15 protein-coding genes and 1 pseudogene are annotated in these 25,848 nt (G+C 33.2%); 11 read left to right on the top strand and 5 right to left on the bottom strand.

Annotated elements, in window-relative coordinates:
* Positions 1-111: 111 nt before the first annotated feature.
* The 4 genes and pseudogenes from tnpC (ACEPXG_RS13280) to ACEPXG_RS13265 all read right to left on the bottom strand — a co-directional run.
* A pseudogene (gene tnpC, locus ACEPXG_RS13280) lies at positions 112-714 on the bottom strand (IS66 family transposase); the annotation flags it as partial.
* A 129-nt stretch (positions 715-843) separates the two neighbouring features.
* Positions 844-1,869, bottom strand: coding sequence for a tyrosine-type recombinase/integrase (locus ACEPXG_RS13275; RefSeq protein ID WP_391203216.1), 1,026 nt, complete (start codon positions 1,867-1,869; stop codon positions 844-846).
* On the bottom strand, positions 1,859-2,842 hold the full coding sequence (locus tag ACEPXG_RS13270; RefSeq protein ID WP_391203213.1) for a tyrosine-type recombinase/integrase: 984 nt from the start codon (positions 2,840-2,842) through the stop codon (positions 1,859-1,861). Before ACEPXG_RS13270 ends, ACEPXG_RS13275 begins: the two co-directional genes overlap by 11 nt.
* Positions 2,829-4,067, bottom strand: coding sequence for a tyrosine-type recombinase/integrase (locus tag ACEPXG_RS13265; RefSeq protein ID WP_391203210.1), 1,239 nt, complete (start codon positions 4,065-4,067; stop codon positions 2,829-2,831). Before ACEPXG_RS13265 ends, ACEPXG_RS13270 begins: the two co-directional genes overlap by 14 nt.
* Positions 4,068-4,214: 147 nt before the next feature.
* Here ACEPXG_RS13265 and tnpC (ACEPXG_RS13260) point away from each other — a divergent pair, with 147 nt between their 5' ends.
* The 7 genes from tnpC (ACEPXG_RS13260) (at position 4,215) to ACEPXG_RS13230 (ending at position 19,939) form a co-directional block, all read left to right on the top strand.
* On the top strand, positions 4,215-4,823 hold the full coding sequence (tnpC, locus tag ACEPXG_RS13260) for an IS66 family transposase (RefSeq protein ID WP_391203207.1): 609 nt from the start codon (positions 4,215-4,217) through the stop codon (positions 4,821-4,823).
* 1,444 nt (positions 4,824-6,267) lie between these two features.
* Entirely contained in the window at positions 6,268-7,998 is a 1,731-nt protein-coding gene (locus ACEPXG_RS13255; protein ID WP_391203204.1) for a hypothetical protein, read from the top strand.
* Positions 7,999-8,011: 13 nt separating this feature from the next.
* Positions 8,012-9,667 (top strand): hypothetical protein, encoded by a 1,656-nt coding sequence (locus tag ACEPXG_RS13250; RefSeq protein ID WP_391203201.1) that lies wholly within the window; start codon positions 8,012-8,014, stop codon positions 9,665-9,667.
* Between the two features lie 7 nt (positions 9,668-9,674).
* A complete protein-coding gene (locus ACEPXG_RS13245) occupies positions 9,675-14,873 on the top strand; it encodes an FtsK/SpoIIIE domain-containing protein (RefSeq protein ID WP_391209904.1) in 5,199 nt (1,732 codons plus the stop codon).
* Positions 14,874-14,931: 58 nt separating this feature from the next.
* A complete protein-coding gene (locus ACEPXG_RS13240) occupies positions 14,932-15,798 on the top strand; it encodes a DUF4007 family protein (RefSeq protein ID WP_391203198.1) in 867 nt (288 codons plus the stop codon).
* On the top strand, positions 15,798-19,112 hold the full coding sequence (locus ACEPXG_RS13235; RefSeq protein ID WP_391203195.1) for a hypothetical protein: 3,315 nt from the start codon (positions 15,798-15,800) through the stop codon (positions 19,110-19,112). The genes ACEPXG_RS13240 and ACEPXG_RS13235 overlap by 1 nt, the downstream gene beginning before the upstream one ends.
* Before the next feature lie 11 nt (positions 19,113-19,123).
* Positions 19,124-19,939 (top strand): hypothetical protein, encoded by an 816-nt coding sequence (locus ACEPXG_RS13230; protein WP_391203192.1) that lies wholly within the window; start codon positions 19,124-19,126, stop codon positions 19,937-19,939.
* Positions 19,940-19,979: 40 nt separating this feature from the next.
* On the opposite strand, the gene ACEPXG_RS13225 is transcribed toward ACEPXG_RS13230, so the two are convergent.
* Entirely contained in the window at positions 19,980-20,867 is an 888-nt protein-coding gene (locus tag ACEPXG_RS13225; protein WP_391203189.1) for a phosphoadenosine phosphosulfate reductase family protein, read from the bottom strand.
* Between the two features lie 555 nt (positions 20,868-21,422).
* Here ACEPXG_RS13225 and ACEPXG_RS13220 point away from each other — a divergent pair.
* The 4 genes from ACEPXG_RS13220 (at position 21,423) to ACEPXG_RS13205 (ending at position 25,779) form a co-directional block, all read left to right on the top strand.
* On the top strand, positions 21,423-22,112 hold the full coding sequence (locus tag ACEPXG_RS13220) for a hypothetical protein (RefSeq protein WP_391203186.1): 690 nt from the start codon (positions 21,423-21,425) through the stop codon (positions 22,110-22,112).
* A gap of 5 nt (positions 22,113-22,117) precedes the next feature.
* Positions 22,118-23,089 carry a hypothetical protein gene (locus tag ACEPXG_RS13215; RefSeq protein WP_391203183.1) on the top strand — a complete coding sequence of 324 codons (972 nt, stop codon included), beginning with the start codon at positions 22,118-22,120 and terminating at the stop codon, positions 23,087-23,089.
* An 11-nt stretch (positions 23,090-23,100) separates the two neighbouring features.
* Entirely contained in the window at positions 23,101-24,252 is a 1,152-nt protein-coding gene (locus tag ACEPXG_RS13210; RefSeq protein WP_391203180.1) for a hypothetical protein, read from the top strand.
* Between the two features lie 261 nt (positions 24,253-24,513).
* Positions 24,514-25,779: an SIR2 family protein gene (locus ACEPXG_RS13205; protein ID WP_391203177.1), complete on the top strand. Its 1,266-nt coding sequence runs from the start codon at positions 24,514-24,516 to the stop codon at positions 25,777-25,779.
* The last annotated feature ends 69 nt before the right edge of the window (positions 25,780-25,848 follow it).

The following is a 25,848-nucleotide window of genomic DNA, read 5'->3' as shown; positions in this document are numbered from 1 at the left end:
TCAAGATTAGCTAAAATAGGCTTTTTAATGATTACCTTATGATATTTTATTTTTTCGTCGTAAGCGTCAAATAGCGCCCACCTGTCTTTCAGGGGGCGCTTATTATATGCTTTATTTATTCTTATTTGGGACGTGGCAATCTGATGGAATGGTCTTCGACCAGGGCAACAGTTGATCAAGTGCTTCCGAATCAGATAGATCAATTAAAGGTAACTGTTCAAATACGTATGTTAAGTAATTCAAAGGATTCAATTGATTTTCTTTCGCAGTTTCTACAATACTATAAATGATTGCACTTGCTTTTGCACCTTTCATTGATTGGGCAAAGAGCCAAGCTTTTCGACCGATAACGAAGGGTTTGATGGAGCGTTCACTCCTATTATTATCGATTTCCAGGCGTCCATCTTGTAGAAACATCGTTAAACGTGACCATTGGTTTCGGCAATATTTGATAGCTTGTCCGAGTGCGCTTTTTGGAGTAACACGGGAACTTTGTGTTTGTAGCCATACTGAAAAAGCATCCAACACAGGCTGACTACGTTCAAACCGTTCTTTTTGGCGTTCTTCAGGACTAACATCCTTTAATTTTCGCTCGATGACTAATAATTGATTACAGAATTGGAGCCCTTCTTCTGCGGCACAAGGGGTTTCTTTATTCTTTGCTTCCGCAGGCAACACAGTGAGTGCTTCGTCAAATTTTCTACGCGCATGCGCCTTATCTAAGAACTTGGATAAGGTACATTATCCAAGAAGATTGGTTATCCGAGAAGAATTGCTGTATGACTTACAGATACAGTAATTCTTCTTTTTTTCTCGGATAATAATTTGATACATTTTTTATTTTCAGTTCAGAAAATCCGGAATTTCATTTGATATCTGAGGTGTTTTTCTTTCCTCTAAGTTATTGGGGAACCATTTTTCATTCCATTCTTTTAAATGTTTGTTCGCCGTGTTTTGGGAAACTTCCACATAAATCTCAGTCGACTTCAAAGAGGCATGACCTAAAAAGTTCTTAATTACAACCAGGGGTACCCCAGCTTCAAGCATATGGCTGGCAGTTGTATGTCTCATAGAATGAGGTGGATAACTATTAGCACTAAACATTGATGGGTTATCCTTTTTTGCGATAGTTACATACTTCTTGAATATTCCTTCCACGCAGGAAACCGTCATTTGTTCATGTGTTTGGCTTGAAAATATATGTCTTTCTGGTTTACTTTTTATTTTTCTGTGGTCAATATACTGCTGAAGCAGTACGGCACATGCATTGGGAATTCCGATGCGGCGGCTCTTTCCTCCTTTTCCCCTAATATTTAGTGTAGCTCCTTTTTCATGAATCTGAAGTTTCCCCACCGTAAGATCACATATTTCCTGTGCACGAGCTCCACTTGCGTACATAAGACTTAGCAGAATCTTATCCCTGAAACCAATTGTCCGATTTTCATTTGGAAGTGCTAAAAGTATGGTAACCTCCTGACGGGAAAGAATAGCCCTTTGCTTATGTTGTGTTTTCTTCACTGGAATCTTATTTACGCTATTCCTAAAAATAGAAGCCGCAGCAAAGTCCCGGTTTTGTGCATAAGCAGAAAAAGAGGCAACAGCGGACAACCGTTGGTTTTTAGTAGATGCACTACAGCCACGTACTGATTCAATCCATGTGAAAAAGTCTGTTAATGTTTTATAATCAAGCTTGTCAAAAGTGATTTTGTCAGCTTCAATTCCTTTTTCCTTGTACATGAATTCGATGAGCAGACGGAATGCATACTTATAGGATTTTATAGTATTGTGACTTGCACCTACGGAGCACGGAAGATAGGTGGTAATGAAAGCGTCGAGAAGATTTAAAAAGTCTGATGCTTTATTCTTCATAAGCCACCTCTGGGAAAACCTGCAATGTGTAATCCTCAAACAATTCCATGGCCCCAGGATATAATTCGTTGCTGAATTTCAGATATATCTCCGTTTCTTTTAAGCTGTCATGTCCGAGATATATGGATAGATAGGGAACAGAAGCATCAACCGTGCGCCCTGACTTTTCAGCTTCTGCAAAGGATTTAAAGGCATATACATGCCGTAGGCAGTGAAGGCACGGTCCACGCTCCCGTTTTGCCCTTCCTTTCATCGATATTTCGGCATATTTCAGTATGATATTGAACTTATTACGAGCAGCTTTTACTGAAAATGGAACTTCCTGTATTGCACTTGGGAACAGTAACGCTTTAGGTTTCCCTATAACCCCCATTGCAAGACAATATCTTTTAAGGATGGAAGTTAATGTATGGTGCATGGGCACCAGTCGTTGCTTATCTCCTTTGGTACGTTTTAAAGTCAAGATTCCACCATCGAGATCCACATCCTTCATCTCCAAAGTTAGAGTCTCGCCTACACGTAGACCGCAGCCATACATAATTCGGAGCATCATTGGAAACTCAAGCTGGATATAAGGATTCGGTTGTCCCTTTGTAAGGGTAATATTATCAGAGAAGGCAAAAATCCGTTTTAGTTCCTCATCAGAGAAAATATAAGGAATATAATCATCGTAAACCTTGGGGATCGGCGGTATAAAAACCTTAATACCAACACTACTTAAATATCGGAGAAACAGACGTATAACAATAATCTTATTGGCAATGGAACTGCTTTTTCCCTTCAAACTTTTTACCCATCCGGTTATTACAGGTTCAGAAACTGTTTTTTGTTGAAGATTACTATCTGTCAAATAGTTGTCGAAGATGGTAAGGTAATGGCAATCATGGGCATAGCCACTTTTACTGAGTACAGCTTGTCTGAACGATAAGAAGTCGGAAAGTTCGGTCCCAAGGATGCTTTTAAAGTCTGACATAACTTTGCCTCCCATATAGAAATTCTTCGAACACACCGGAAGGTGTCGGCACCGCTATTGCATACTCCCGTAATCGTTCTATATCAACTTTTGCATAATGCTTTATCGCGTCTGGATCCGTATGTCCCAGTACTTTTCGTACAACATCATATGGTACTTGTTCATTAACCATTGAGCTCGCGAGAGATGACCGAAATGTATGGACACCATGCCTTTTACCTGAAATATCAATGCCGGCTTTCCGAAAATATTTTGTTGTTGCAAATCTAAGGGCTGAAGTCGTTATTCCCTGATAAGGGGCATTCTGTCGAAGAAATATTGGGCATTCATTATTAACTGCCGGACGTGCATTATTAATGTAATTCATAATAGCATCTTTTATTTCTGGAAGTAACGGTAATTCTAGCGGTTGCAGGTTTTTTTCCTGAACTATATGAATAGAATTTCCTTCGAAATCTATATTGTCAAAAGTCAAACGTGCGATATCTCCAGAACGCATTCCCAACCGCGTAGCAAGTAGGAGCATTGCGTAATAGCGTATTCCGCTTTTACTTGATTGGTTTATGGCGTTTTCAAACTTGAGGATTTCTTCCTCCGAGTATGTGGAAGGTATTACAAATGCTCTTGCAAAATGAGGAACAATGGTGGAATAATCATATTTAACCACGTCATTTTTGTAAAGATGTTTAAGGAACATTCGGATAACTGCCCATGCGTCCCTATTATGAAACATCAAACATGATTTACATATCTGTGTAGAATTTATATCCCGTATGTTATTACATCCTAACTCCATCAGAAAGGTCAGAAAAACTTCGCAGAACTTCTTTTTTCCTTTAATGGTTTCAACGCGATTTCCATTCTGGTCACAGAAAGACAGGTAATTTTCAAGCAAAACCGCATAGTTCTCCGGCAACTTAGCAGATGATTTCTTCCGTTGAGGAGAGTACATCCTTCCATCGCTATAATCGCTTAATCTTCCTACTACTGTAATAATCATTTTTTGAAAAGAAACACTTAATTCACGAGTAGAAATGTAATGCTTAATAAAAGCATCCCCGATTCCGGACGAATATGCAGGTATTTCATTCTGCTTCATATACAGTTCAAGGTTTTTTAATATTCGATGATAATTGTTCAGCGTTTCCCTGCCGTAGCATTTTAATTGAAGCTGTTCTAACAATCCTTGGATCAGTTGTTCGACTGGCCGATTTCTTTTTCCCAAAAGGTATACCTCCTATACAAGATTGTGTATGGTTACATTTTCATCATTGTATAAGAGGACAATAATTATTCGAGAAAAAAGGCAAGGAATAAAATAATTAAGTGGAATTTCTCATTTCTTCTCGGATAATGCGCCTTATCTAAGAACTTGGATAAGGTACACGTACGGCGAAAATTTGATGAGTCGCTCAAAGCTCTCAAGGGGGCACCACCTGGTGTTGGTCGTTCAACAGTTGCCAAGAAAGGACTAGACTTTTGTAATAAACTGTTTGCAATTGAACGTAAGAACAAAGGTCTAAGTGCTGAAGAACGGCTCCATATAAGACAGAACGACAGTCAGCCTGTGCTTGATGCTTATTTGGTATGGCTAAAAGAACAACAGGAACTTGTGACACCTAAATCAGCAACTGGAATGGCAATCTCTTATACGCTGAAGCAGTGGCCAAAGCTAATCACGTTTATGAAGGATGGACGTATCGAGATCGACAACAATCGAGCAGAGAGGTCCATCAAACCGTTCGTTATCGGACGGAAAAACTGGCTATTTGCAGCTTCAACGAATGGTGCGAACTCCAGCGCAATCATCTACAGTCTCGTAGAGACTGCCAAAGAGAATGGATTGAACCCGTTCTTCTATCTACAATATCTTTTCGAAGAACTTCCGCAGTTCGATATGGAAGAGAATCTAAAAATTGAACATCTTTTGCCTTGGTCGAAAGACCTCCCAGCTGATTGCTATATTCAATCAAAGAAATAAGAAATGCCTTTCTGACAAAAAAGTCGGAAAGGCATTTTCTTTTATAAGAAACAATGTGTTCATTATTTGACGCTTACGAAAAAACCACCTAACCATTATTGTGAAGTTAATTATCACATATGGGTTAGTTGGTTAGAAGGTGGGGTATATTTGACGCTTACTTTTCGTCAATAAAAGATAAATTTTCTTCGACAATTGAGAAGAAAATTTTGGTAGATATTGTAAGGTAATAGGTTAATAAAAATAAAAACATATTTTTTTGAAATAATTAGAGGTCTCATTCTTTAAAAATGAATCCATTCCAAAAGGTAAAATAAGACTTGAATTCTGGGAAATGAGGTTTGAATAAAGAGTGTACGATGCTAACGTTTTAATGTTAGCATCGTTTCCACTTCCAGAAACTTCTTTAGAATTCACAAAACTTAATATCGTTTATTTTATTATCGTTAGAAGAATTATTATTTAGAGCCAACTCATACTCATTAATAAATTCACTAAATTCTTTACTAAAATCATCTTTACGAATTTTACCTTCAGTTGCTCTAAATGTATTAAATAATTCTTGGTGTACTTTGTTTTCAATGAGATTTTATAAAGATTGAATATTTCTATTCGATAGAATATTACTTATAATTTTTGTTTATTAAATATTCTTGTTTAGCATTTAAATGCTCATTTCTATCGTTTCTAAAATTATCGATGCTTTTTACATTTATATTTTGTAAGAGTAGCGATACTATGTTTTTGTTTTTTTACTTGGATATAAGCTTTATGACCATCATGGGAAACAGCTATATCATCTTCTACTTCTATATAAATTTTAAATTATTTATTGCAATAAGAATAAGATTCGCTTTTTGAAAATTAAATCCTTTGATTGCTTAAGTGCCACCATTTTCAAATGTCACTTGATTGGACAAAAGTAAACACACCTTGAATTATATTTTATAAATATATTAATTATATCTTTTTTCATAATAAAAAGAATCTTTTTGAAAAAGGTTCAAAATTAAATTTAGAAGTACAAATAATCCACAAACTTCGGCATCGTCTCCGTCTTATGTAACTTATGCCTAAAGTAGCTATTTGATAGAATGGGTAGTTCGGATCACTATTTTGCCCTGCCTACACATTTTTCGGAAACAATATACGTGGTTTCTATTGCTTGTATCGAGTGAAAGCTGTCGAGTACGTCCTTTCACTTGACTGGTTTCGCGGGATACAGGACACTCCATGAATGGATGCTGTTTTGAAACGGACTTAACTTTTTTGTGTCTAAGATATTAACGTAGATCCAAAAGTTATCCGATTTTTAAATTAGATTGAATTTTAAATGTTCAATAAAAAGTATAAAATAGTTAAATAACGTTATTTAATGCACTATGATATGGTAATATTTAATTATATTGTTACATGCTGAATTTACTATATAGGGGTTGAATTGGTGATGCAAAATTTAATTAATCCGTTCGTGAAGTTTGTTAAGCAATATGATATCTCGATGTCAGATTATACGAAGATATTCGATGAATATACAGAAACAGTACAGTATGAAGTCGAGTCCGAAATCAATAAAACCATTATTAATCTAATGAGAAGTGAGCCTACATCTATTATTATCACAGGTAATGCAGGAGATGGTAAAACACGCATTTGTAGAAATGTTTATGAAAATCTTACAGGTGTTCAACTAGAAAAATGGGACCCTAAAGGCATTGAAGAAGTAAAAGTTAGTGGTAAAATAATTCGAATCATTAAAGACTTTTCAGAGTTACAAGATAACGTTATCAACCAAGAATTAGTGCGACTTCAAAACGCTATTGCAAATCAAAATGAGTGTTATTTGATTGCTGCGAATGAAGGGAAGCTTACGCATGCTTTAGTGAAAAATCCGGAACTAAAAGCATTATATGATATCGTCACAAGCCAACTATCGGACCGTACAGCACCTAAACCACAGCGTTTGCATATTTACAATTTACTCCATACATCAAGCTCTATTTATGCCTTGAAGATTTTGCAAGAGTGGAATAAAAAAGACAATTGGACGACTTGTAGTGCTTGTAAGCAGCAAAGAAAATGTATCATCTTTCATAATCATAATAAGTTGAAAGAAAAGGATGTACAGGTATTAATTAATCGTATTTATCGTTCGCTAGACGCGAGTCAAACACATATGACTATGCGAGAATTACTAATCCAGCTAGCATATGTTCAAATTGGTGGTCTAAGTTGTGAAGCTATTCATCAGGCAAAAGGAGAAGCTTTACAAGAACAGGCCCGCAAAGTGTATTATGAGAATTTATTTGGACATTCGGCTTCTGCTGATTTCTTTGAAAAAATCCCTGGCTTTATGGAAATTAAAAAGTATGATCCGGGTTTACTTTCAAATTCTAAAGTAGATGATTTTATCTTTAATGGGGATTTGTCAGGTGACGATAGTGCTGAGGAGCATGATCGTTTGTTTAGTGTGAATATTGATACCGAATATGGTTATTTTAAGCAAGAATTACATCAGTACCGTTCATTATATAAAACAGATGAAAATTTAGGTGTAGTACTCGCAAATAATTGGCTACCTCGTTTAAGAAGGAAATATTATTTTGAATCCAAATCATCGTTACCCGTTGCGACTTCAAATGAAAAAAGTATGATAGCTTTTAAGTTTAGACAAAATTTCTTGCAAATATTAAAAAATGAAATGGTCGATCCAGTCATTCAAAAAAGCTTAATAAGAGGGTTAAATCAATACTTTGCCAAACAAATTGTTTATTCGCCCACTAATGCGTTATACGTGGTAAATGAAAATTTATTTATTTACCGCATTATCGAATTTTCTAATCTCGGATGGAATGTTGAAAAGAAAGATAGGGATTTAGACTATGCTGCAAGTAGTATTTGTTTAGAGGTAGATGGCATACAGTTGAAAATTAACCTTCTGTTATTTGAATACTTAATGCGACTTGCAAATGGTGGCCTACCACATATTTTAAGTGACGATGTAGAGATTCTAATTAATAATTTTAAAAACAAGTTAATTAGGTCAAATGACACTAAAGATAATATTTTAGAAATCTTAAAATATAATCAGAGGCAAGATGCGTATGTACTACGTCAAATTACAGTTAATGGTCAGGGTTCAAATGAAATAGATTTAGAACCTGAATTTGATTAATGGGGTGATGACTATGGAAACTCAAGTAGCAGATAAACAATTTTATTCTAATAAATTATCGGAGCAAATTTGGGGGCATCGTTTTACAGATGGTCAACGTGGTGTCGAATATGTTTTGGAATTTTTAAATGTTATAGCTGGGGCTAATTACAAGCTGGATGCGACACATTATTCTCGTAAAAAAATGGAGCTTTTTAGACAGTTTGTATTTGAAGGGGAAAAACACGGAGCAGTAAAAAAAGGTGAACCGAGCTATCTAGAATTTTCACTTGAAGAAAAAGAGAAGTTAATTAAAGAACTAGGTATTCAAAAAAATGATTTAGAGGACTTACAATTATTTTTCAAAAATTTACGAGTTGAACTATTAAGAGCGGAAGGAAAAGCAATGGATCGCTCATGGTATGCACAGATGCTGTTTCCTTTAAATGAGGCCCTCTTATTTTTTGAATTACGTTCTAGAAAAAAAGGTGACAATGAAGTAAATGCATTTGAACGTAACTTTTTTGCACGTGGTGGAGAATTATATTATTTAATGTTAACGTATGGAACTGCCCATGATAGTAAATTAAGAACGTCGATTGAGACCCAATTTAAACGTTTAATGAGTGGTAACCAAAATATTGGACGCATTGTAAATTCAATTTGTAAATCTTTGAATGAAGAGGCGCAATTTGATTATAATCAACCATTGAGTAAATCGGTTTTATTACAAAAAACACAGGAACTTTTGGAGCAATACGAAGGTGCAGCTAAAAGTGAGTATCCGACTTTACCAGATACTAATAAAGATATTTATCGAGTAATGGCGGAAGATTTAAATGCATTAATGAAAATAAATGTAGATATTTATGAGTTTATGGGAATGTTGACGTCTCTCGTAAACTTCCATATTTATAGTTACATGATGACACAAGCTAGTGAGTATATTGGGGAGCAATACAAATTGTTTATTGATTGTATGGACGGTGCCAATCCACATATTAAACGTTTAGCTCAGCATGCCTTTAAAGATAATGAACGCATTGTTAAGGAATGTTTTGATAGACATACAGATAAGCATTTAGAAACATTACTTCCGGCAAGTGATGCTGAAACAAAAATAATGAAATGGAAAGAAGCCGCTAATAATAGTCAAGCTATGCTTGTCGATAACTATAAGCAATTCTTTAAGGATTTGAAATATTCCAAGTTACAAGATGCTAGTAAACTAGAACTGATTAGTACACTTGTTGAGGATAATAAGCAAGCGTATAAATTACTTGTACAGAAAATTAAGGAAATCTCACGTAAAGACATGTCGAAACAAAGTACGATTTTAAATATCTTATCACGTGATGGTGGCTTTATGATAAGTAGTCGAGGTGTACAAGCTCGCTATACATTATCCGATAATTTGTTGAGCGTATTTGTTTGTGTCTTATTAGATGAGGCACCACAAATGTCTTTTCAAGAATTTAAGCGCAAGTTATATGAGCGCTATCATATTGTCATTGCTGAAGATGAAGCAACGCAGTCAGGCATTTATGCGGCCGAACGAATCAATTTACGTTGTTTTATCGATAATGGAACACAATTAAGATCAAAATTAGCGAAAAATGGTTTATTAGAAGAATACTCAGATGCAACAGCATTAATAAAAAATCCTTATTTCAAACAAGGAGCTGTTTAGTGTGGAAATGACGATGAAAGAGATTGAAAGAAGTTCAATTGCAGGAGACTGGGTTTTTGATTATATTAAACAATTTATTAATGAAAATCAAATGGCTGTTGAGCAAAAAACCATTTTAAAAGTAGAGCATATGCCAAATGAATTTATCCCAGCAATTATTAATAGCATTGAATCGAGAAAAGTGGAGTTAGCTAATGATTTGCAATTAGTACTGAAAACAGTTCAAGCTGTAGAAGGATATGAAACTTTAACTTTGCAAGAGCATGAAACAATCGTTTGGTTAAGAAATAACATTGGTAAAAATCAAATCATTGTTTTAGTTGTAAATGAAGAGCGTCCTGAAGGACAAAGTTTGAAAGATATTGTGGCAATTAATGAAAGTGTATTATTGTCGCAAGTAGGGTTAGATGCTTTAAGGAGTTATTTAGAAGATGCTGATTTGTTATCGGTCGCTGATATTAACCAATTAATGAAATTTATTTATTGCTATCAAGAAATTACGGATATGCAATTGTATACATTAGTTGATTTCATAACCCAAGTTGTAAGTGGAGAGGTCAATGATATTCATCTAAAGATTGCAGCAGCTTATCCATATTTACAACTGTTTAAAGCGAAAAATATAGATTTAAAGAATAAACAAAAATTCACAAAAGAGCTACGTCGGAACTATTATTTAGGCTCATTAAGAAAATCTATGACGCAAATTTTAAATGTTGAACAGCTGATGAATAGTGGGGACCGTTTTATTACTAATGAGCGTGAGTCAGGTTATTCAAGTTCAGTCTGGGAAATATATGAAAATGACGTTGCGCGATTTAAACAAGATATAGAAGATTTTTTATATCGAAAAAATAAGAATCTCTTACAAATTGAATATAGTGAAGCCGAGAAAGTGTTTAATTTTAAAGAAAGTCGCAAATTAAAAGACCGTTTAATGAATATATATGAAGATGTACAAGATCGATTTGATGAGTTAATTCAAAAAGCTGAAATGGTTAATGAAAAATCACGCCTTGAAGATCAAAAAACTCAGTCAGAGACAGAGATTATCGAAGCGATTAATGCAATAGAGGGAAAAACTGATATTGAAACGATTCGAGAGTTTCGTGAAAATTATCAAACAGAGCTAGAAGAAGCAGGTGTTATTCGCTCTATTAAAAGTCTAGAGAGTAAATTAGAAACACCTTCTGAATACAGTGATGTTATCACTGCTGTTTTAAGTGAAAGTATTGTACTTTTAGAAGGATTGGATAATCAAGACTTTGAAGGAAAAGTTTGTTTTAAAGTATTACCTCGAACGACTAATTTGAATGAAGATTTAGCAACAGCTTTAAATTTCCACTTGAATTTACTGTGTAAATTCAATAAGCATATGGAAGTAAAGTTAGTTACAGCTGATGAAACGGTACATACTACTCCTGAAGAACTTACATTTGATTTAGAAATGGTTGTAATAAATTCAAATGGAGAGACTTTAGTATCTGAGAAAGCCTTATTTGCATTAGATTGTACAATGCTTGATACAAAAACTACTTCATTTTATGAATTTATAGAGAAAATAAAGAATGAAGAATCTTTAGGTTATGTAGAAGTGCGAGATGGTCGACATGTATTTAGGACCTTTGAAAGCGAACTAGAATTAGTGCGGGCATTATCTAAAATTGAAGATCCAGCATTAAGCCGACATATTCAGTATTTTCAAGGCTTTTTAGTACAGTATCAGAAGTTACTAGTAGACATTGTAAATGGTCAATTTACAAATGATGTTTTTGATGTATTAGAGAAATTAGTTTTAGATTTACTAGATCATTGCTATGACAGTGTAAATGCAGTCGATAAAGTATATGAGTTGTTCAATAGTATAGCGACAGTTCGAGTATTAAATCAAAATGATTTAGTAGAACAAGCTACACTAACGGTGTTTCATCCAATGCGCTTAATAGGCTATATGTCGAAATTTATTAGGCTAGAAAAGCTATACGATGAGCTTTTAGACAAAGATTATGCGGTTAATCGTGTAAGTGAAGTTGCGGATATGAAGAAATATCGTGAGTATTTAATGGCTAAGTTAGGGGAAGTACCACCAGCTTATATTGCTAGAAAGTCCACAGGTGCACTTTACTTATTAGAATCAGAAAGATACGGTGAAGGGATTTATGATCTCGAATCTTTAAGTGCAAATACGTTAGAAAAAGCAGAGCTATTTGCCACAGAAGTACAGCGAGTAACGAAGGATTATTTAAGTGTATATCCATTTGCCAAAGATTGTTTAAATGTTTTATTTATGTATGTTACAAACGAGAGCTATATTATTAAATCGATTGATAACATTTTAAAAAATACAAACGTACAAAAATTGAATATTTCAATATATAGCAAAGGGCAGTCGTCCTTTATTTATCATCGACTAAGCCAATGGATTAAAACTCGTGAAGACTTGATTGTACCACTAATTCATTTAGGGGGATTACCTAAAGTAGAAATTAGCTTGGTACCTCACGAACCAGATTCTTCAGTGCTAGAGCTAGTTAAAAATACTCTTAGTGATTACGATTTGGCATTCTTTATCGATTTTTTAACACAAGTATCAAGTTCAACAATTAAAAAGGCATTTTTTGAGACAGAAGTTGCACCATGTAATTTAACAGATCATCAATGGGCAATTTTCGATGAAGTAGGTTATATAAGCAGTCAAGGGGGTTCACGCCATATTAATTATGTGGCACATGAATTGCCAGAGGTGCTTGCAGATTTTTATAATCTTCAATACATTATTAATAAAAAGGATGCACGTCTAAAGTCGAATAAGGTCCAACTATTAAAAGCGGAAATTACAACAGCTGAAAACGAGCAAAATAAGCTTTATGAGCAGATGCATGATTTATTTAATTGGGTGGTAGCCTACGATAAATATATCGATCCGTTAATAGCAAAACAAATTACAACTAAAGCTGAGATTATTAAGTATTCAATTGTTCAAAAAGCGCAGCACGATGTTAAAGTATTAATTTCATCATCTGAAAGTTTGAATCGCTTATTAAATGAAACGGAAAATTATTATTATCACGATCGATTAGCGAATCGTTTAAAGGATTTACTAGGCATTAAAATGATTGATTCAAGTGTAACCCAGGACATTGTTTTAAAAACTAAATCACTATCGGGGGCATCGGTATTACGTTCATTGGGTGCAGGTAAGTTTATGCATGAATTGCTATCGATCTATCTAACTTTAAAAAAAGAAGAACAGAAGCAAGTAGAAAGGAAAATCCATATTTGGTCTGCATGTGATGAGTTAGATTGGTTTAGAACAAAATCGAAGCGACCAGATTTATTGCATACTATTATTGAACCGGACATCGAAAATCGAAAGTTTGTAATTACACTACGTTTAGTTGAGCTTAAGTTAATTCACCGACAATCTTACGAGCAAGAGAGTACAGATGCATTAGCGCAATTAAATGCAGGTGTAGAGACTTTACGGAAATATTTTGGTCAGCTTGATATGATGTTGGATAAAGATAATCGTTTAGAAACATTTTATAAACACCTAATGCATAATCGAGCGTATAAGCCTGAAGAATTAATTTATATGCGTCAACTACGTATGGGCACTGATTGGGACATTGAATTTAACTTTGAGAAGCAGGCAGACGTTTACATTTATTCACACGATGATCAATTCGTAGATAAAACCATGATATCTGTTGGACATTATCAAGATTGTTATGAAGAGGGACAGGAATGTAACACCTATACGCGTAGCTATATCTTGAATGCCCTTAAAGTTCCGCAAGAAGTAGCGACACCAATAGTAGAAGAGTATGCTGTATCAAAATTTGAAGAACATTTAAGTCAAGTTGCTGAAGCTTTTGGACTTGAGTGTGAGCCTAATATAAATGAGGATGAAGAGATTCCCGCAATTCCTGAATTAGATGGAGACGGTGAACAACCTGAAACACCAAATGAAGAGGATGAAGGAAATCTTCATACACCCCCAACTAGTAGTGACGTTGAATCTAAGCCTAATTTGGAAGAGGTAAAACTTAATTATCCAGAGGTAGTAGCATTAGCTAACATAACTGAATCACACGAACCATTAGCAAAACGTATGGAAAATGCTCAGATGCTTGCTAATAATTTTAAGTTGAAATTAGAAAGTGGTTTGCGCCAAAACAATATAAATTTATCTATTAAAAACACAATAATCGGAGCCAATATTATGCGATTTGAAGGGATAATCCCAGTCACTGAAAAATTTAGCTCTATTAAAGCTAAAGAGAGTGATATGGCGATGTGGCTTCAAATTCCTGATGCACCTCGTGTAATGAATACAGGAAAAGTTGTGATTGATGTAAATCGTCAAAATCCGGATACGATTTATTTTAAAGAATTTATGCAATTTGTTAGAACGCAAATTTCAGCAGAAGATATTGATAAAAAAGCAGTTGTTCCAGTAGGTTTAAGTCCATTGAATGAAGTAATGTATATGGATTTAAATGATACAATTGCACATATTTTAGTGGCTGGTACAACAGGTAGTGGTAAAAGTGTCAGCTTAAATGCGATGGTTTTAGCAATGATGTGCTTATATGATGAGCAAAAGTTACGATTTACATTTATTGATCCAAAACAGGTAGAATTTAATGTTTATAAAAATGTGCGCCATACAGATAAGGTTTTAACAGATTTAGAAGAAACGGCAGATTACTTGGAAGAAATAGCAGCATTAATGGATGCTAGATATGAAAAACTAAGTGAAATCGGGGCTAGAAATATTGCAGCGTACAACCGCCGATGCCGTAGTAACAAACAGCCAGAAATGAGCCGATTAATCATTGTATTTGACGAATTTGCCGACTTCATGATTCAGGATAAAGAAATTGCCAAGCGTATTAAAGATGCAATTCAACGTTTGGGACAAAAATCTCGTGCAGCGGGCATTCATCTAATTATTTGTACGCAATCTCCAAAGGCGGACGTCATTGATACGAATACTCGAAACAATTTAACAGGACGAATTTGTTTACGTGTAAGCGATAGCAACGCTTCAAATGTAGTAATCGACGAACCAGGAGCAGAACTACTAGCAGGTAAAGGTGATTACCTGATGAGAGGCAACTATAATCGATTAGAACGTGGAATGAGCCCTTATTTAGATGATGAAACGCTCGATGAGTTACTATATTATTTCAAAAATTAATCAATAGATGAGGTAAGCATTTAAAGATGCTTACTTCATTTTTAAAAGGATGAGATCAATGGGTTTTGGACAGCATCAAACATTTTATTTAAGACAACAATGGCTAACAAAGGGTCTAATTGAAGTGGATAAAAATCCTCGCTTTTTTTATGAACCGGATCACTTTGAGGTTTTAGGCGTAGGGAAAAATATGGCGAAGTCTATCCGTTATTGGTTGGGTGCAACGAAATTGGTGAAAGAAAAACGCTCAATAAAAACCGAATTACATCTTACAGAACTAGGGGAAGCTGTTTTCAACTATGACCGATATGTAAAATCTCGCTTTACGTTATCAATTTTACATTACTTATTAGTAGCAGAAAAAAATGAAGCATCGACATGGTTTTGGTTCTTTAATGTGTTCAATGACCGTGTATTTACGAAGGCACTCTTGTATTCACAGCTAGAACAATGGGCAAAAGATACTTTTGAAAAAGACGTATCAATAAATTCTTTAAAAAGAGATGTAGATTGCCTACTTCAGTTATATACGACGAAGTCTTACATTAACCAAACACCTGAAGATGTCATTAAAAGTCCTTTTGAATCATTAAATTTAGTTCAATCAACGACAGAGACGCATTATATAAAAATGCCATTAAAACATAGCATCACAGCTGAGTGTCTTTACATAACATTATTAATTTATCTGAATAAATATGGTGTAAAAGAAGTAGGTTTAAACGATTTGATAAATGAGCCAGAGCTTTGGGGAAGAGTGTTTAATTTAGGGCGCGATGAAATTATTGATTATCTGGACAAGCTGCAAGAGAAATATGGGGTCATTTTCACACGAACAAACCGTTTAGACGTTGTTCGAATAGAGCGTGAAGTTCAGTGGGACGAGGTATTGAAATCAGTTTATGAAAATGAGGTATTAGTGTAATGAGCTTCCAACCAAGTATTAATTTGATGTATGACATTGGAAAAGCTCAGTTATTTGAGCATTATGTTCCTAATATTAAGCAGCTTGATATCATGCAGGATATTTTGCATAGTTTGATGGAAGAGGAGCAGCATGCCCACTTATTAATAGGTCCTTATGGAGCTGGTAAGTCCTTAGTGGGTGCAATGACAACTACTTTATTAACACAACAACGCCAAACAAAAGAAATTAAACAATTCTTTAAAGATGTTTATACGGTTAGTAGTGAATTAGAAATACAAATGCGTGAACAGCTTTCTAGGCGTACATTTAAATGGGTTCCAATTACAATTACGGGGAAAAGCGGAGATTTTGAAACAATTATTTTGGAAAGCATCCAAAAACAAACATTATCGAGAGAAATACAAGTTAATTTAAAACATGACGCTACCTATATTTTAGGTTTAATTGAGACGTGGGAAACGGAATTTCCTATAGCATACCACACGCTAGCAGAGGTACTTGAAGGTGTAGAATATACAGTTGAAATGCTACGAGAGAAGCTAGCTCTCGGAGATAGTGCTGCTGTGGCATTATTTAAATCAATTTATTCCGATATAGCTCTAGGAACGCCCTATCATAATCCAATCAAGCTAGATTTTATTGAGCAGATTCAATTTATTTTTGAACAACTTGCGAAGAAAAAGCTGGGTCTTGTTATTGTATTTGATGAATTCGGACGTTTTTTACAAACGGTATCTAATGCGAAGATTTATGAAACAATGCAACAAATTCAGGATTTGGCTGAGTTAGTAAATCGTCAAGCAAATGCAGGTTTATTAATGATTACTCATACAGGGTTGCAGCAATACGCAAATGCAAACGCTAATTTAACACAAGATGAGCTAGATCGTGTCGAAAAGCGATTTACAGAGCATCATTTAGTCAGTGATTCATCTATTTTTTATCGTTCGGCCCACAAGTTGCTGAATAAACAAGTTGGCTTTGCTGCAGATATGTTCTTAGCGAAAGACTTTGAGCAATTGCATAATTTTATTATGAGATACAATTTGTTCGCTGAAATGACACATGAAGAGATTGAGGGAACAATCATTGAAGGGTGTAAGCCTATTCATCCACTAACTATTCAATTATTACCTGCTATCTCAAATGTACTTGGACAAAATGACCGTACATTATATATGTTTTTAAATCAGTTTGATATAGATGCTACACAAGGCAATTGGTATTATGTTGATGAATTATTTGAATATTTCTATCCGGATACTTCAATGCTATTAACACTAGATTCAATGCATTTTTACCGTCTAGCATTAACATATAAAGTATCTGAACCAGCACTTCGTTTAGTTAAATTAGGAACGTTATTGAATCTTGTAAATAATCGTTATCTATTAACGAAAGACTTTTTGCAATTTTCATTAGGACTAGAGGAGAATACAGTTCAAGAAGTTATTGATGAATTGATAGAAGTAAAATTGCTACGCTTTAACCCGTTTACTAAAAGCTTTGAACTTTACGAAGGCTCGTTGGTTAATTTTGAAACGCTTTTCAAAGAAGTCCATCAAAAGGTAGTAACTACTGATGTTATGAGAATTGAAGCTATCGAAAAAATATTTGATCAGCCATACTATTTACCGCTAGGATATAATACAGCCAAAAGTATGACGCGTTTTATTGAAACTAAGTTTGTTTTTGGCAATCAATCTGTTTCAGCGGAGCAATTTAAAGATGGTACAATCATCTACATCATTGCGAAGAATGAAAAAGAATGTCTACAAATAGAGACTAGTATTCGAGAATATTCGAATGATGACATATTGTTCGTTTTAACGGACATTAATTTATCGAAAATTAGTGAGCAGGTTGAAGAATATCTAGTTTTAAACCATATGCTGAGCAATTCAGAAATTCTAAATCAAGATTATAATTTACAAAAAGAAATAGAAATGCGAATTGAAACATGTAGTCACAAGGTACAACAGCACCTAATGCCATTGAAAAATTTTAAGGACTTGCATGTTCAATATTATTTAGCTGGTTTCCCACTCCCAATTTCAAGTATTTATGATTTTGAAAGATGTATTGATCAGTGGATGTTTGATCGCTTCCCAAATACGCCGGAAGTACGAAATGAGAGTTTTAATAAGTGGAATATCATGCCGATTCAACGTAAAGCTACTATCAGTTTATTAGATCAAATCATTGATCCATCATTTGATGGAAACTTTAACATCGAAGGTAATGGGCCAGACTATTTAATATTCGCTACAACTTTTAAAAATTTAAAATTTAATTTTACGGATTTAGATAATCAAGAAACAAGAGGGCTATCTTTGCTAAGAGGAAAATTATGCGAAGCCTTAGAGGAAAGTTCTCGCAACTCAATTTATAGCTTGTTTGAAATTGCCTTAAATAAACCATTCGGTATAAGAGCACCGCTCGTTCCTCTATTAGTTATATCTTTATTAAAAGATAAATGGCATCAAATGGCGTTTTACTCGAACGATTTTAACTTAGCAGACTTAAATGCGACTATGATTTATGAAATTCTGAATCACGCTGCGGATTTTTATGAATATGAAATTTATAGTTTAACTGCTGAAATGGAAGAAATGCTCGAGCAATTGAATGAAGTATTTTGCAACGATAATACGGTTATTCATCCCAACATCATTTTTAAACAACTATATCAATGGTTATTATCGTTACCTAAATTTACACAAATAACGGAAAAGCAACCGGAAAACTATTTGAAGTTTAAACAAATTATTAGAGCGAGTGAAACGGATCCGTTAGCAGCATGTAAATTAATGTTAGATCTAGCACTAAAAAAGGATGAATTAGTCCAGTTGAAAGAAACATTAATATCATTTGTTGATTGTTTTAAGTCTGTTATCATTAATGAAACTAAGGCTTTGTTTTGTGTTTCTAACTCAAGTGAAATCAAAACAAAATATGCTAACCATATTCAGAATTCACCTCAATTGTTTGAACTAGTAGAGTTGATGGAAGATGAAGCGAACATAGATAAGTATATTTTCAAAGTAGTAGGAATTCGTTTAGAAGATTGGTCTGATATAACGTATGATTCTTATTTTGCTACGCTTACTCAGCTTTTAACAGTGAAGGATGAGGAAGCAATTCGTATTTTAAATGGTGACCAAGTATTACTGACGATTAAAGAAGTAGAATTATCGATTAAAGGGAAAAATATATATGACCATGTGAACAGGATTGTAACGAGTGGTGGGCGAACGATGAACCCTGATGAAGTGAAGTATATTCTTTATCAAATCTTGCAAGAGATTTGATAGGAGGCTATATGCTACCTTTACAGCAACACGCATATGAATTATACAAAATTTTTTGTTGGTTAGATGAAGGACATTATTCAGAGTTTGAATTTCCAAGCGAATGGTTAAACTTAGCCGCTGGTGTAGTTGATGTTAAAATCGTTCCAAGATTATATGATTCGACAATTTATTGGTGTGGAATTGCTATGGATCGTGAAAAAGAACGAGGAAAGTTATGGTCTGAGTTTACAAAGGAGTTAACTATTTTTAATTTTTCATGGGGAGCAATGGAAAGTTATATAAAAATGGTCTGCCCGGAATTGTATGATCACAAAAGTAAAATACGTAAAAACGCTACAATAGAGAGCGCTAAGAAATATCTTAGTGAAAATAGTTTTTTTATTGACATCATAGAATATGCTGACACATATAATAAGCTTTTTGAATTAATGTTTAAAAAAATGCCTAATGAAATTCCTGGAGATTTTAATAGTGTTTCATATAATGTAAAAGGGCTAAGTCTAGCCAAATGTGTTAGAAATTTATTTGCTCATGGGGCAAGAAAACTACCAGACTTAGATGAAGTAGAAGATATTCGAATAGAAGATATTGATCTAGTACTAGATATAAAAATGATACACTTTGCAACAAGGGCTATTTTATTTACGCTACAATTTTTATTGATTCGAAAATATAGTGACTCAGGCATTTTAATTGCAGATCCGTCAATGTTTGATTTTTCTGTTCCAGAAAAATTTGAAGAGGGAATACCATTGTCATTAATGCTAAAAAGTCTACATCTAGATTATGTTATAACAACTGAAAATTTAACATTAGATATTTAGAAAAAAGCGAATCGACAAATTAGTTCGATTCGCTTTTTTCTTATGAATATGAACAAACACACGGAATAGTATCATCTTTTTCACTCAAGTATTTTTCAATACCATCACGGTCCATTAATTCACGATATTCACGTAATGTGAAAGCTTTGCTATTTCTTTTTAAAATTGATACATCTTTATCAAACTTTTCACGGAAACGTTCTTCCATAGCTTCTTGTTCCATATATTGATCTGGCCAGACCTTGTATAGTAGTGCATAGTGACCTAATCCACCACGTACACAACGTCCCGCACAGTTAGCGTGCGAGAAACCTAATCCATACATACGTGGCAATGCGATTTTCCACTCATCACGAATTATTTTCTTCGTATTAAGATCTTCTGTGAACGTTTCAATCATCGGAAAGCGCGTTGCAATAGGCTCGATTGGATTATGCTCATAAAAGTTTTGTAGATTGATAGCACGGTGTTGCTCGTGTGGCCCAATACCAAAGTATAAAATTGGTTCTAAATTATGTTCATCACGTAATTCTTCCAAGTAAATAAGTGTTTGGCGTACTTTTAATTCTTCTGAACATTTCGCCATACGTGAATTACCTAAAAAGCGTACGTCATGGAATACCTCTTCAGGCGTACGACCATCTACTCTATATGTAATTTCCAAACCAATATATTCTGCAACTTCTTCCATGAAACGATAATTATCAATATCTTCCCATAAAGTGTCCGTGAAGAATAACACACAGTTTTCTTTACCATACTTTTGTACAATATGATAAGCCACATAGGCTGATGAGGCTCCCCCACTAAACATAGCAACATGTACCATTTTTCTACCAGAATTATTTTCGGTAGTTCCAGCATTTAAAGAACCTAAAACATTTGAGCTGCTACCAGTTTTTTTTATTTTAGCCTTATTCACATTCATGTTTAAACGCCTCCTAAACAAACCGAATTATACCATTGATATATTGCTTATTCTATAATACCGAAGAAAACGGTAAATATATATAATTTAATTTATTTATTATAGAAAATTTCACTATCGTTGCGTAAGTTTAACGGAATATTTAGTCTTCTAGATATTCCGTTTGAGAAGAAAAACATTGAGTACCAGGTTCTCGTTGAATTCAGAATTGAGTTAGAACCTGGTACCGATCACTATGTTAGAAAATCTGCTAGAAAGTAACCGCCCATAACATCGATTATGGGCGGTGATGTACTTTACATCAAGAACTATTACTAGAGTATTATGAAGAGACCAAATGTAAGTTTATAAAGGTATGATCTAAAAGAGAATAAATTAGGATAGGAACGAAGTATAGCAGTGTATTTTTAACTGCTATACGTTTTTTTGTTTTGTACTATATACTGTTAACTAAATAAATCTTTAGATTGAATACATTAGACCTAAAATGGTAAAAAGAATACGTGTACATAGGTGTCTTTTAATAACTTTATTTGTTATTATTGAGGTTATTAAGTGGTGAATTATTTTGGATATGTATCTGGGGGGAGTGACATGTTCTGTATTGCTTATCGAAAAATAAAAGTTAAAGATAAAAGTGGATCTTTAAGTGGAATTGTAATACATGATGAATGTGTTGAGAATCAAGGATTCTGTCTATATCAAGAAGACAATGGAGTTATTAATTTAAAATATTATAAGAAGATAAATAGTCGTTTAGAAACAGGGTTATTAGAGACAACAATTGCTAATTCTATTAGGTATGCAGACATATTTATAATGCCCGATAGAGACTTGATGATGATAAGCGGCAGTAGATATTGTATAAATGCTCTACAGAACTTTTCAGGATTTCGAAAGATGTTCTATATAGAAAGACTGTCTTTAGATATAAATGAATGCTTAAAAGTATATTCATTTATGAAGCCTGAAGTTAAACAGATTTCATTAGAAAATGTTAAAGCGTTTGATATAAGCTTATCAAAAATGACAATGGAATTAAAAAACTCATTGGATTCATATAAGCTATTAAGTAATAAAAAACTAAACATTACAGAAGTATTATTAAAAGTAAATACTACCTCTATGTTTTTTGAGCTACTAATAGATTTAAAAGATGGGGAAATATTTTTCGATAATATAGATTATATTTTAAGAGAGTTTTCAGAAATAAAGAATTTTGGGATGCTAATGTTGGAGGAGTGAAATATATGTCAGAAGAACAACAATATCAGGGAGATAGATGGACAACTCAATCAAAATCTATTCTTGAAAGTTTAGGGTGGTTACAAAAAGGGGACTCTAACTTTGATATTCAGTGTACAAATAAGAGTAAGCATGGTAAGGATAATCGAAGTAGAATTCATCCTCATGGGGTTGACTTATTATTTCAATATAAGGATCCATATGCTAGAGAAAACAAGAACATTATTGTGGAATCGAAGCATCGAAAGTGGAATGGTATAAGTACTAGTACTATTCAAAGCTTTGTAACTCAAGTGTTTGATACAATTGAATGTACAAATGTATCAAAAGAATTACGTGAAATAGAATGCATTGGTGTTAATACAGCTCTAATTATGATTTGGTGTAATGAACCAGAGAATTTTAACAATGAGGATTTTAATGGGTATTTAAAAGCAATTAATATTCGTGCCAAAAAAAATCCTATTACTATATACATAGCTTCCAATTACCATATATTAAGATGGTGTTCGGTAATAGATGCAAAAAATAAATTAGTTTCAGAAAATGAAAGAGATTTTAAAACATATTACCCAGCTGACAATTTTAGTGGGGGAAGAAGTACAGCAGTTCGTGAAGAACATGCTACATTACCGGTATTATTTTCAAAATATATTTTTGCTAAAAGTACAAGAACTATAGATTCTTATGGAATTATACAATCACTGAAAGTACATCATGTTTTTTATTTTGCAGAACCTACCTATAATGAATTGCTATTTTTATATTCATGTTTATCTCAAATTCAATTCGAGGATGCAGATATACTTTCAATTTTCTTTTATGGGAATGTAAGCACTTATAGGGTTTATATTGAAGATTTTAAGAGAAAAATTGAACATGACCTCCAAAGAAATGGTTCCCCTTTAAAGATAGAAATCAAATATATGGTTGTATTTTCTGATGTTCCAGAAAGTTATGCGCACGATGAAAGGTAGGGGAGATGTTTTTGAAGAAATATCCTTATAAAAATAACATAAATAAAGTAATTGAGAAGTATATCGCATTAAAAGATATTCAAGATTTACTAAAACCCAAAGGAATTTTAATTAGTGCGTCTAGGCGAAAGGATATTGCTAATTTAACAAAAGATTATTATTTGTCTCAAAAGGACTTTCAAGAATTGAAGGAATTATTAGACTCCCCGAATAATTTTAAGAAGATGGGAAGATATATGTTGCCTTCAAGTGAATCGGAAGATTTTAGGGAATCATTAGAAAGTTTAAATGGGAAAGTTCTTAATCATAACGATAATACAAAAGTAAATATAGAGATACTAGATGAAAACAAAATGAATGTATATATTCAATATGAAGAACAGAGGCCAGGTCTAATTGAATTATTAGAAACTACAACAAAAAGTATAGTAATTAATGTAGACAGTAGTGAGGAAGTATGTAATGTAAATTATAGTCTTAATTCAACTTCAGACTATAAAAAAGTAAAAGATCTATTAAACCATATACAATTAGATAGTTCATATAATTTTAGGGAGTTATTACTGTCTGAATTAGAGACAAAAAATAGAACGAATTTATTTGCTAATTTTTTTCAATATAACTTTAAAGAGTGGGAAATAGCTAAAATTACTCAAATAAAAATAAAAAAAGACTCTAACTATAGACCTGAACAAGTTGCTGAGCAAGTAGCAGCATCAGTAGCTGAATCATCAGAGGTACAAACAGATAATGAGATTATGGAAGAAGTTATTTTAGAAGGAATAAATTCTGCATTACTTTCGGGAGAAAACCTAATTGAGAATAGTTTTATTAATAAGGTTTTAACACAAGGTTTCTATTTTTCGATGTCGTGTATAAGATTTGATAATAAAAATAATGCAAATTTTATAGATTTTGTAATTGATTTTAAAAGTCGGCCTGAAAGACTAGAGACTAGAATTGTTGAGTCAGGAGAATATTCTCTTGATGAACAGGGAGACACAATAGAAAGTAGAAGGGTTTTTAGTGAGGATATACAAAATCAAATTATAAATGAATTTAATGATATATTATGTAAAATCTTTATAGAGTTTAGTCAACCACTAAACATAGAAATAGAGACAGAAGTTAAGTTGGAAATCTCTTCGGATGAAGTGAGTTAGTCATTTCAATTAATAGCAGACCAGGTTGGATGATATACCAGTGTATAAATTAGTAAATACAATATAAATAAATTACCTTCGCAAGCTTTACTTTCACTAAATGTAGTCAAAATAATTGGGCTATTGAATTTTACTAACTTTATTGTAATTTCTACTTTTAATAAAATTGTTAGCTTCTTTCATAATATAGTTGTTAAAAAAGATGGTGTATTATTCAAATTACATCGTCTTTTCTATTATAAAAAAAGGGGGCAAAAATATATGTGTAAATTTTTTCAGTACTTAACAGATATTTTTAAAAGCAAGAAAGAAAATATTGATGTACATGAGAATAGGATAACATGTTTACTAGGTGCTGGTGCAGCAATTGAAATAGGTGGACCTAGTTCTATTGGACTTACTAAGGAAATTTTATCGGAATCGGAACATTTAAAGGAGTTATCTCTTGCATTAGATGAATATTATGGGGGAAATAAATATAACTTTGAAGATTTATTACACTTAATAGAGACATTTCTTTCATATCAATATAGTAATGCTATAGATAAGAAGTACAAGCCTATTCTAGGCGCTTTTATAAGGATAAATTTTTTAACAGATTATAGAAAGTTGATTGATGATAAAAGAATAGTTTATCAAAAGATTTGGGAAGCAATTAGTAAATATGATAGTGATATATTTACTAATTTAGAGAAATCATGGTATCTAGATTTCTGGAGAAAAATGAACGAAAACAAATTGGATATAATTACATTGAATTATGATAATACTATTCATAATGCATTAGCAGGTTCAATCACAGATGGTTTTTTAAAAGAAGATGATACATATGCTAGACTAAATCTTGATGAGTTGTACAGAAAAGATTTATCAAAAATAATTAACTTACACGGTTCTATTAATTTTGGTCATTATAACGGCACAAATTCAGAAACAGCTAATAAACACGTGTTTGAGGATGATTTTCATGAGTTATATAAATATTTGAAACCAAATATGGCAAGAGATAATTTTTTTAATTCTACTAGGTCTTCAAATATGACTCAATATGGTGAAGTTGCAGAAATTACACCAATAATTACAGGACTAAAAAAAGCAGATAAATTATTAGTTTCCCCCTATAATGCGTATCATAATTATTTTTACGAAAGCATAAGAAATAACTCATCCTTGCTTATTGTTGGTTATTCTTTTGGTGATTTACATATAAATAACATGATTGAAAAAATTACAGCTTTACATGGAGATAATCGAAAAATAGTTGTTATTACGTACCTTACAGAAGAACAGAGAAAGAATTGGCATCCAGATCATTCTATAATGATGGAGGATGATGGATGGTTAACAACAGAGGCATTGTTTTTCTATTCAAAAGCAGCAAAAGATTACTATCCTTTAGGGCAATCATTTACATATCAAAGTCCTATAATTTCTAAGAACGGTAACTTAAGAGTTTACTTAGAAGGTTTTAATCAAGCAGCCCGAAATCATGGAGATGAAATTATTGAATTTTTAACTTCTAAATAATATATATTCCTCCTGGATAGGCTACACTTAGTTAGACAATATTATTAAGGGCAAGTAGAATAAGAGATA

Origin of the sequence: Psychrobacillus sp. L4, assembly GCF_042944905.1 — a bacterium.
Classification (GTDB): domain Bacteria; phylum Bacillota; class Bacilli; order Bacillales_A; family Planococcaceae; genus Psychrobacillus.
Note: the sequence above shows the minus strand (reverse complement) of the source record. Positions and strands in the feature narration are given on the sequence as shown.

Bases quoted from the DNA above. Each gene is read 5' to 3' on its own strand.
- ACEPXG_RS13275 (WP_391203216.1), bottom strand. From the start codon at position 1,869: ATGAAGAATAAAGCATCAGACTTTTTAAATCTTCTCGACGCTTTCATT.
- ACEPXG_RS13270 (WP_391203213.1), bottom strand. From the start codon at position 2,842: ATGTCAGACTTTAAAAGCATCCTTGGGACCGAACTTTCCGACTTCTTA.
- ACEPXG_RS13250 (WP_391203201.1), top strand. From the start codon at position 8,012: ATGGAAACTCAAGTAGCAGATAAACAATTTTATTCTAATAAATTATCG.
- ACEPXG_RS13245 (WP_391209904.1), top strand. From the start codon at position 9,675: ATGACGATGAAAGAGATTGAAAGAAGTTCAATTGCAGGAGACTGGGTT.
- ACEPXG_RS13240 (WP_391203198.1), top strand. From the start codon at position 14,932: ATGGGTTTTGGACAGCATCAAACATTTTATTTAAGACAACAATGGCTA.
- ACEPXG_RS13235 (WP_391203195.1), top strand. From the start codon at position 15,798: ATGAGCTTCCAACCAAGTATTAATTTGATGTATGACATTGGAAAAGCT.
- ACEPXG_RS13230 (WP_391203192.1), top strand. From the start codon at position 19,124: ATGCTACCTTTACAGCAACACGCATATGAATTATACAAAATTTTTTGT.
- ACEPXG_RS13225 (WP_391203189.1), bottom strand. From the start codon at position 20,867: ATGAATGTGAATAAGGCTAAAATAAAAAAAACTGGTAGCAGCTCAAAT.
- ACEPXG_RS13215 (WP_391203183.1), top strand. From the start codon at position 22,118: ATGTCAGAAGAACAACAATATCAGGGAGATAGATGGACAACTCAATCA.
- ACEPXG_RS13205 (WP_391203177.1), top strand. From the start codon at position 24,514: ATGTGTAAATTTTTTCAGTACTTAACAGATATTTTTAAAAGCAAGAAA.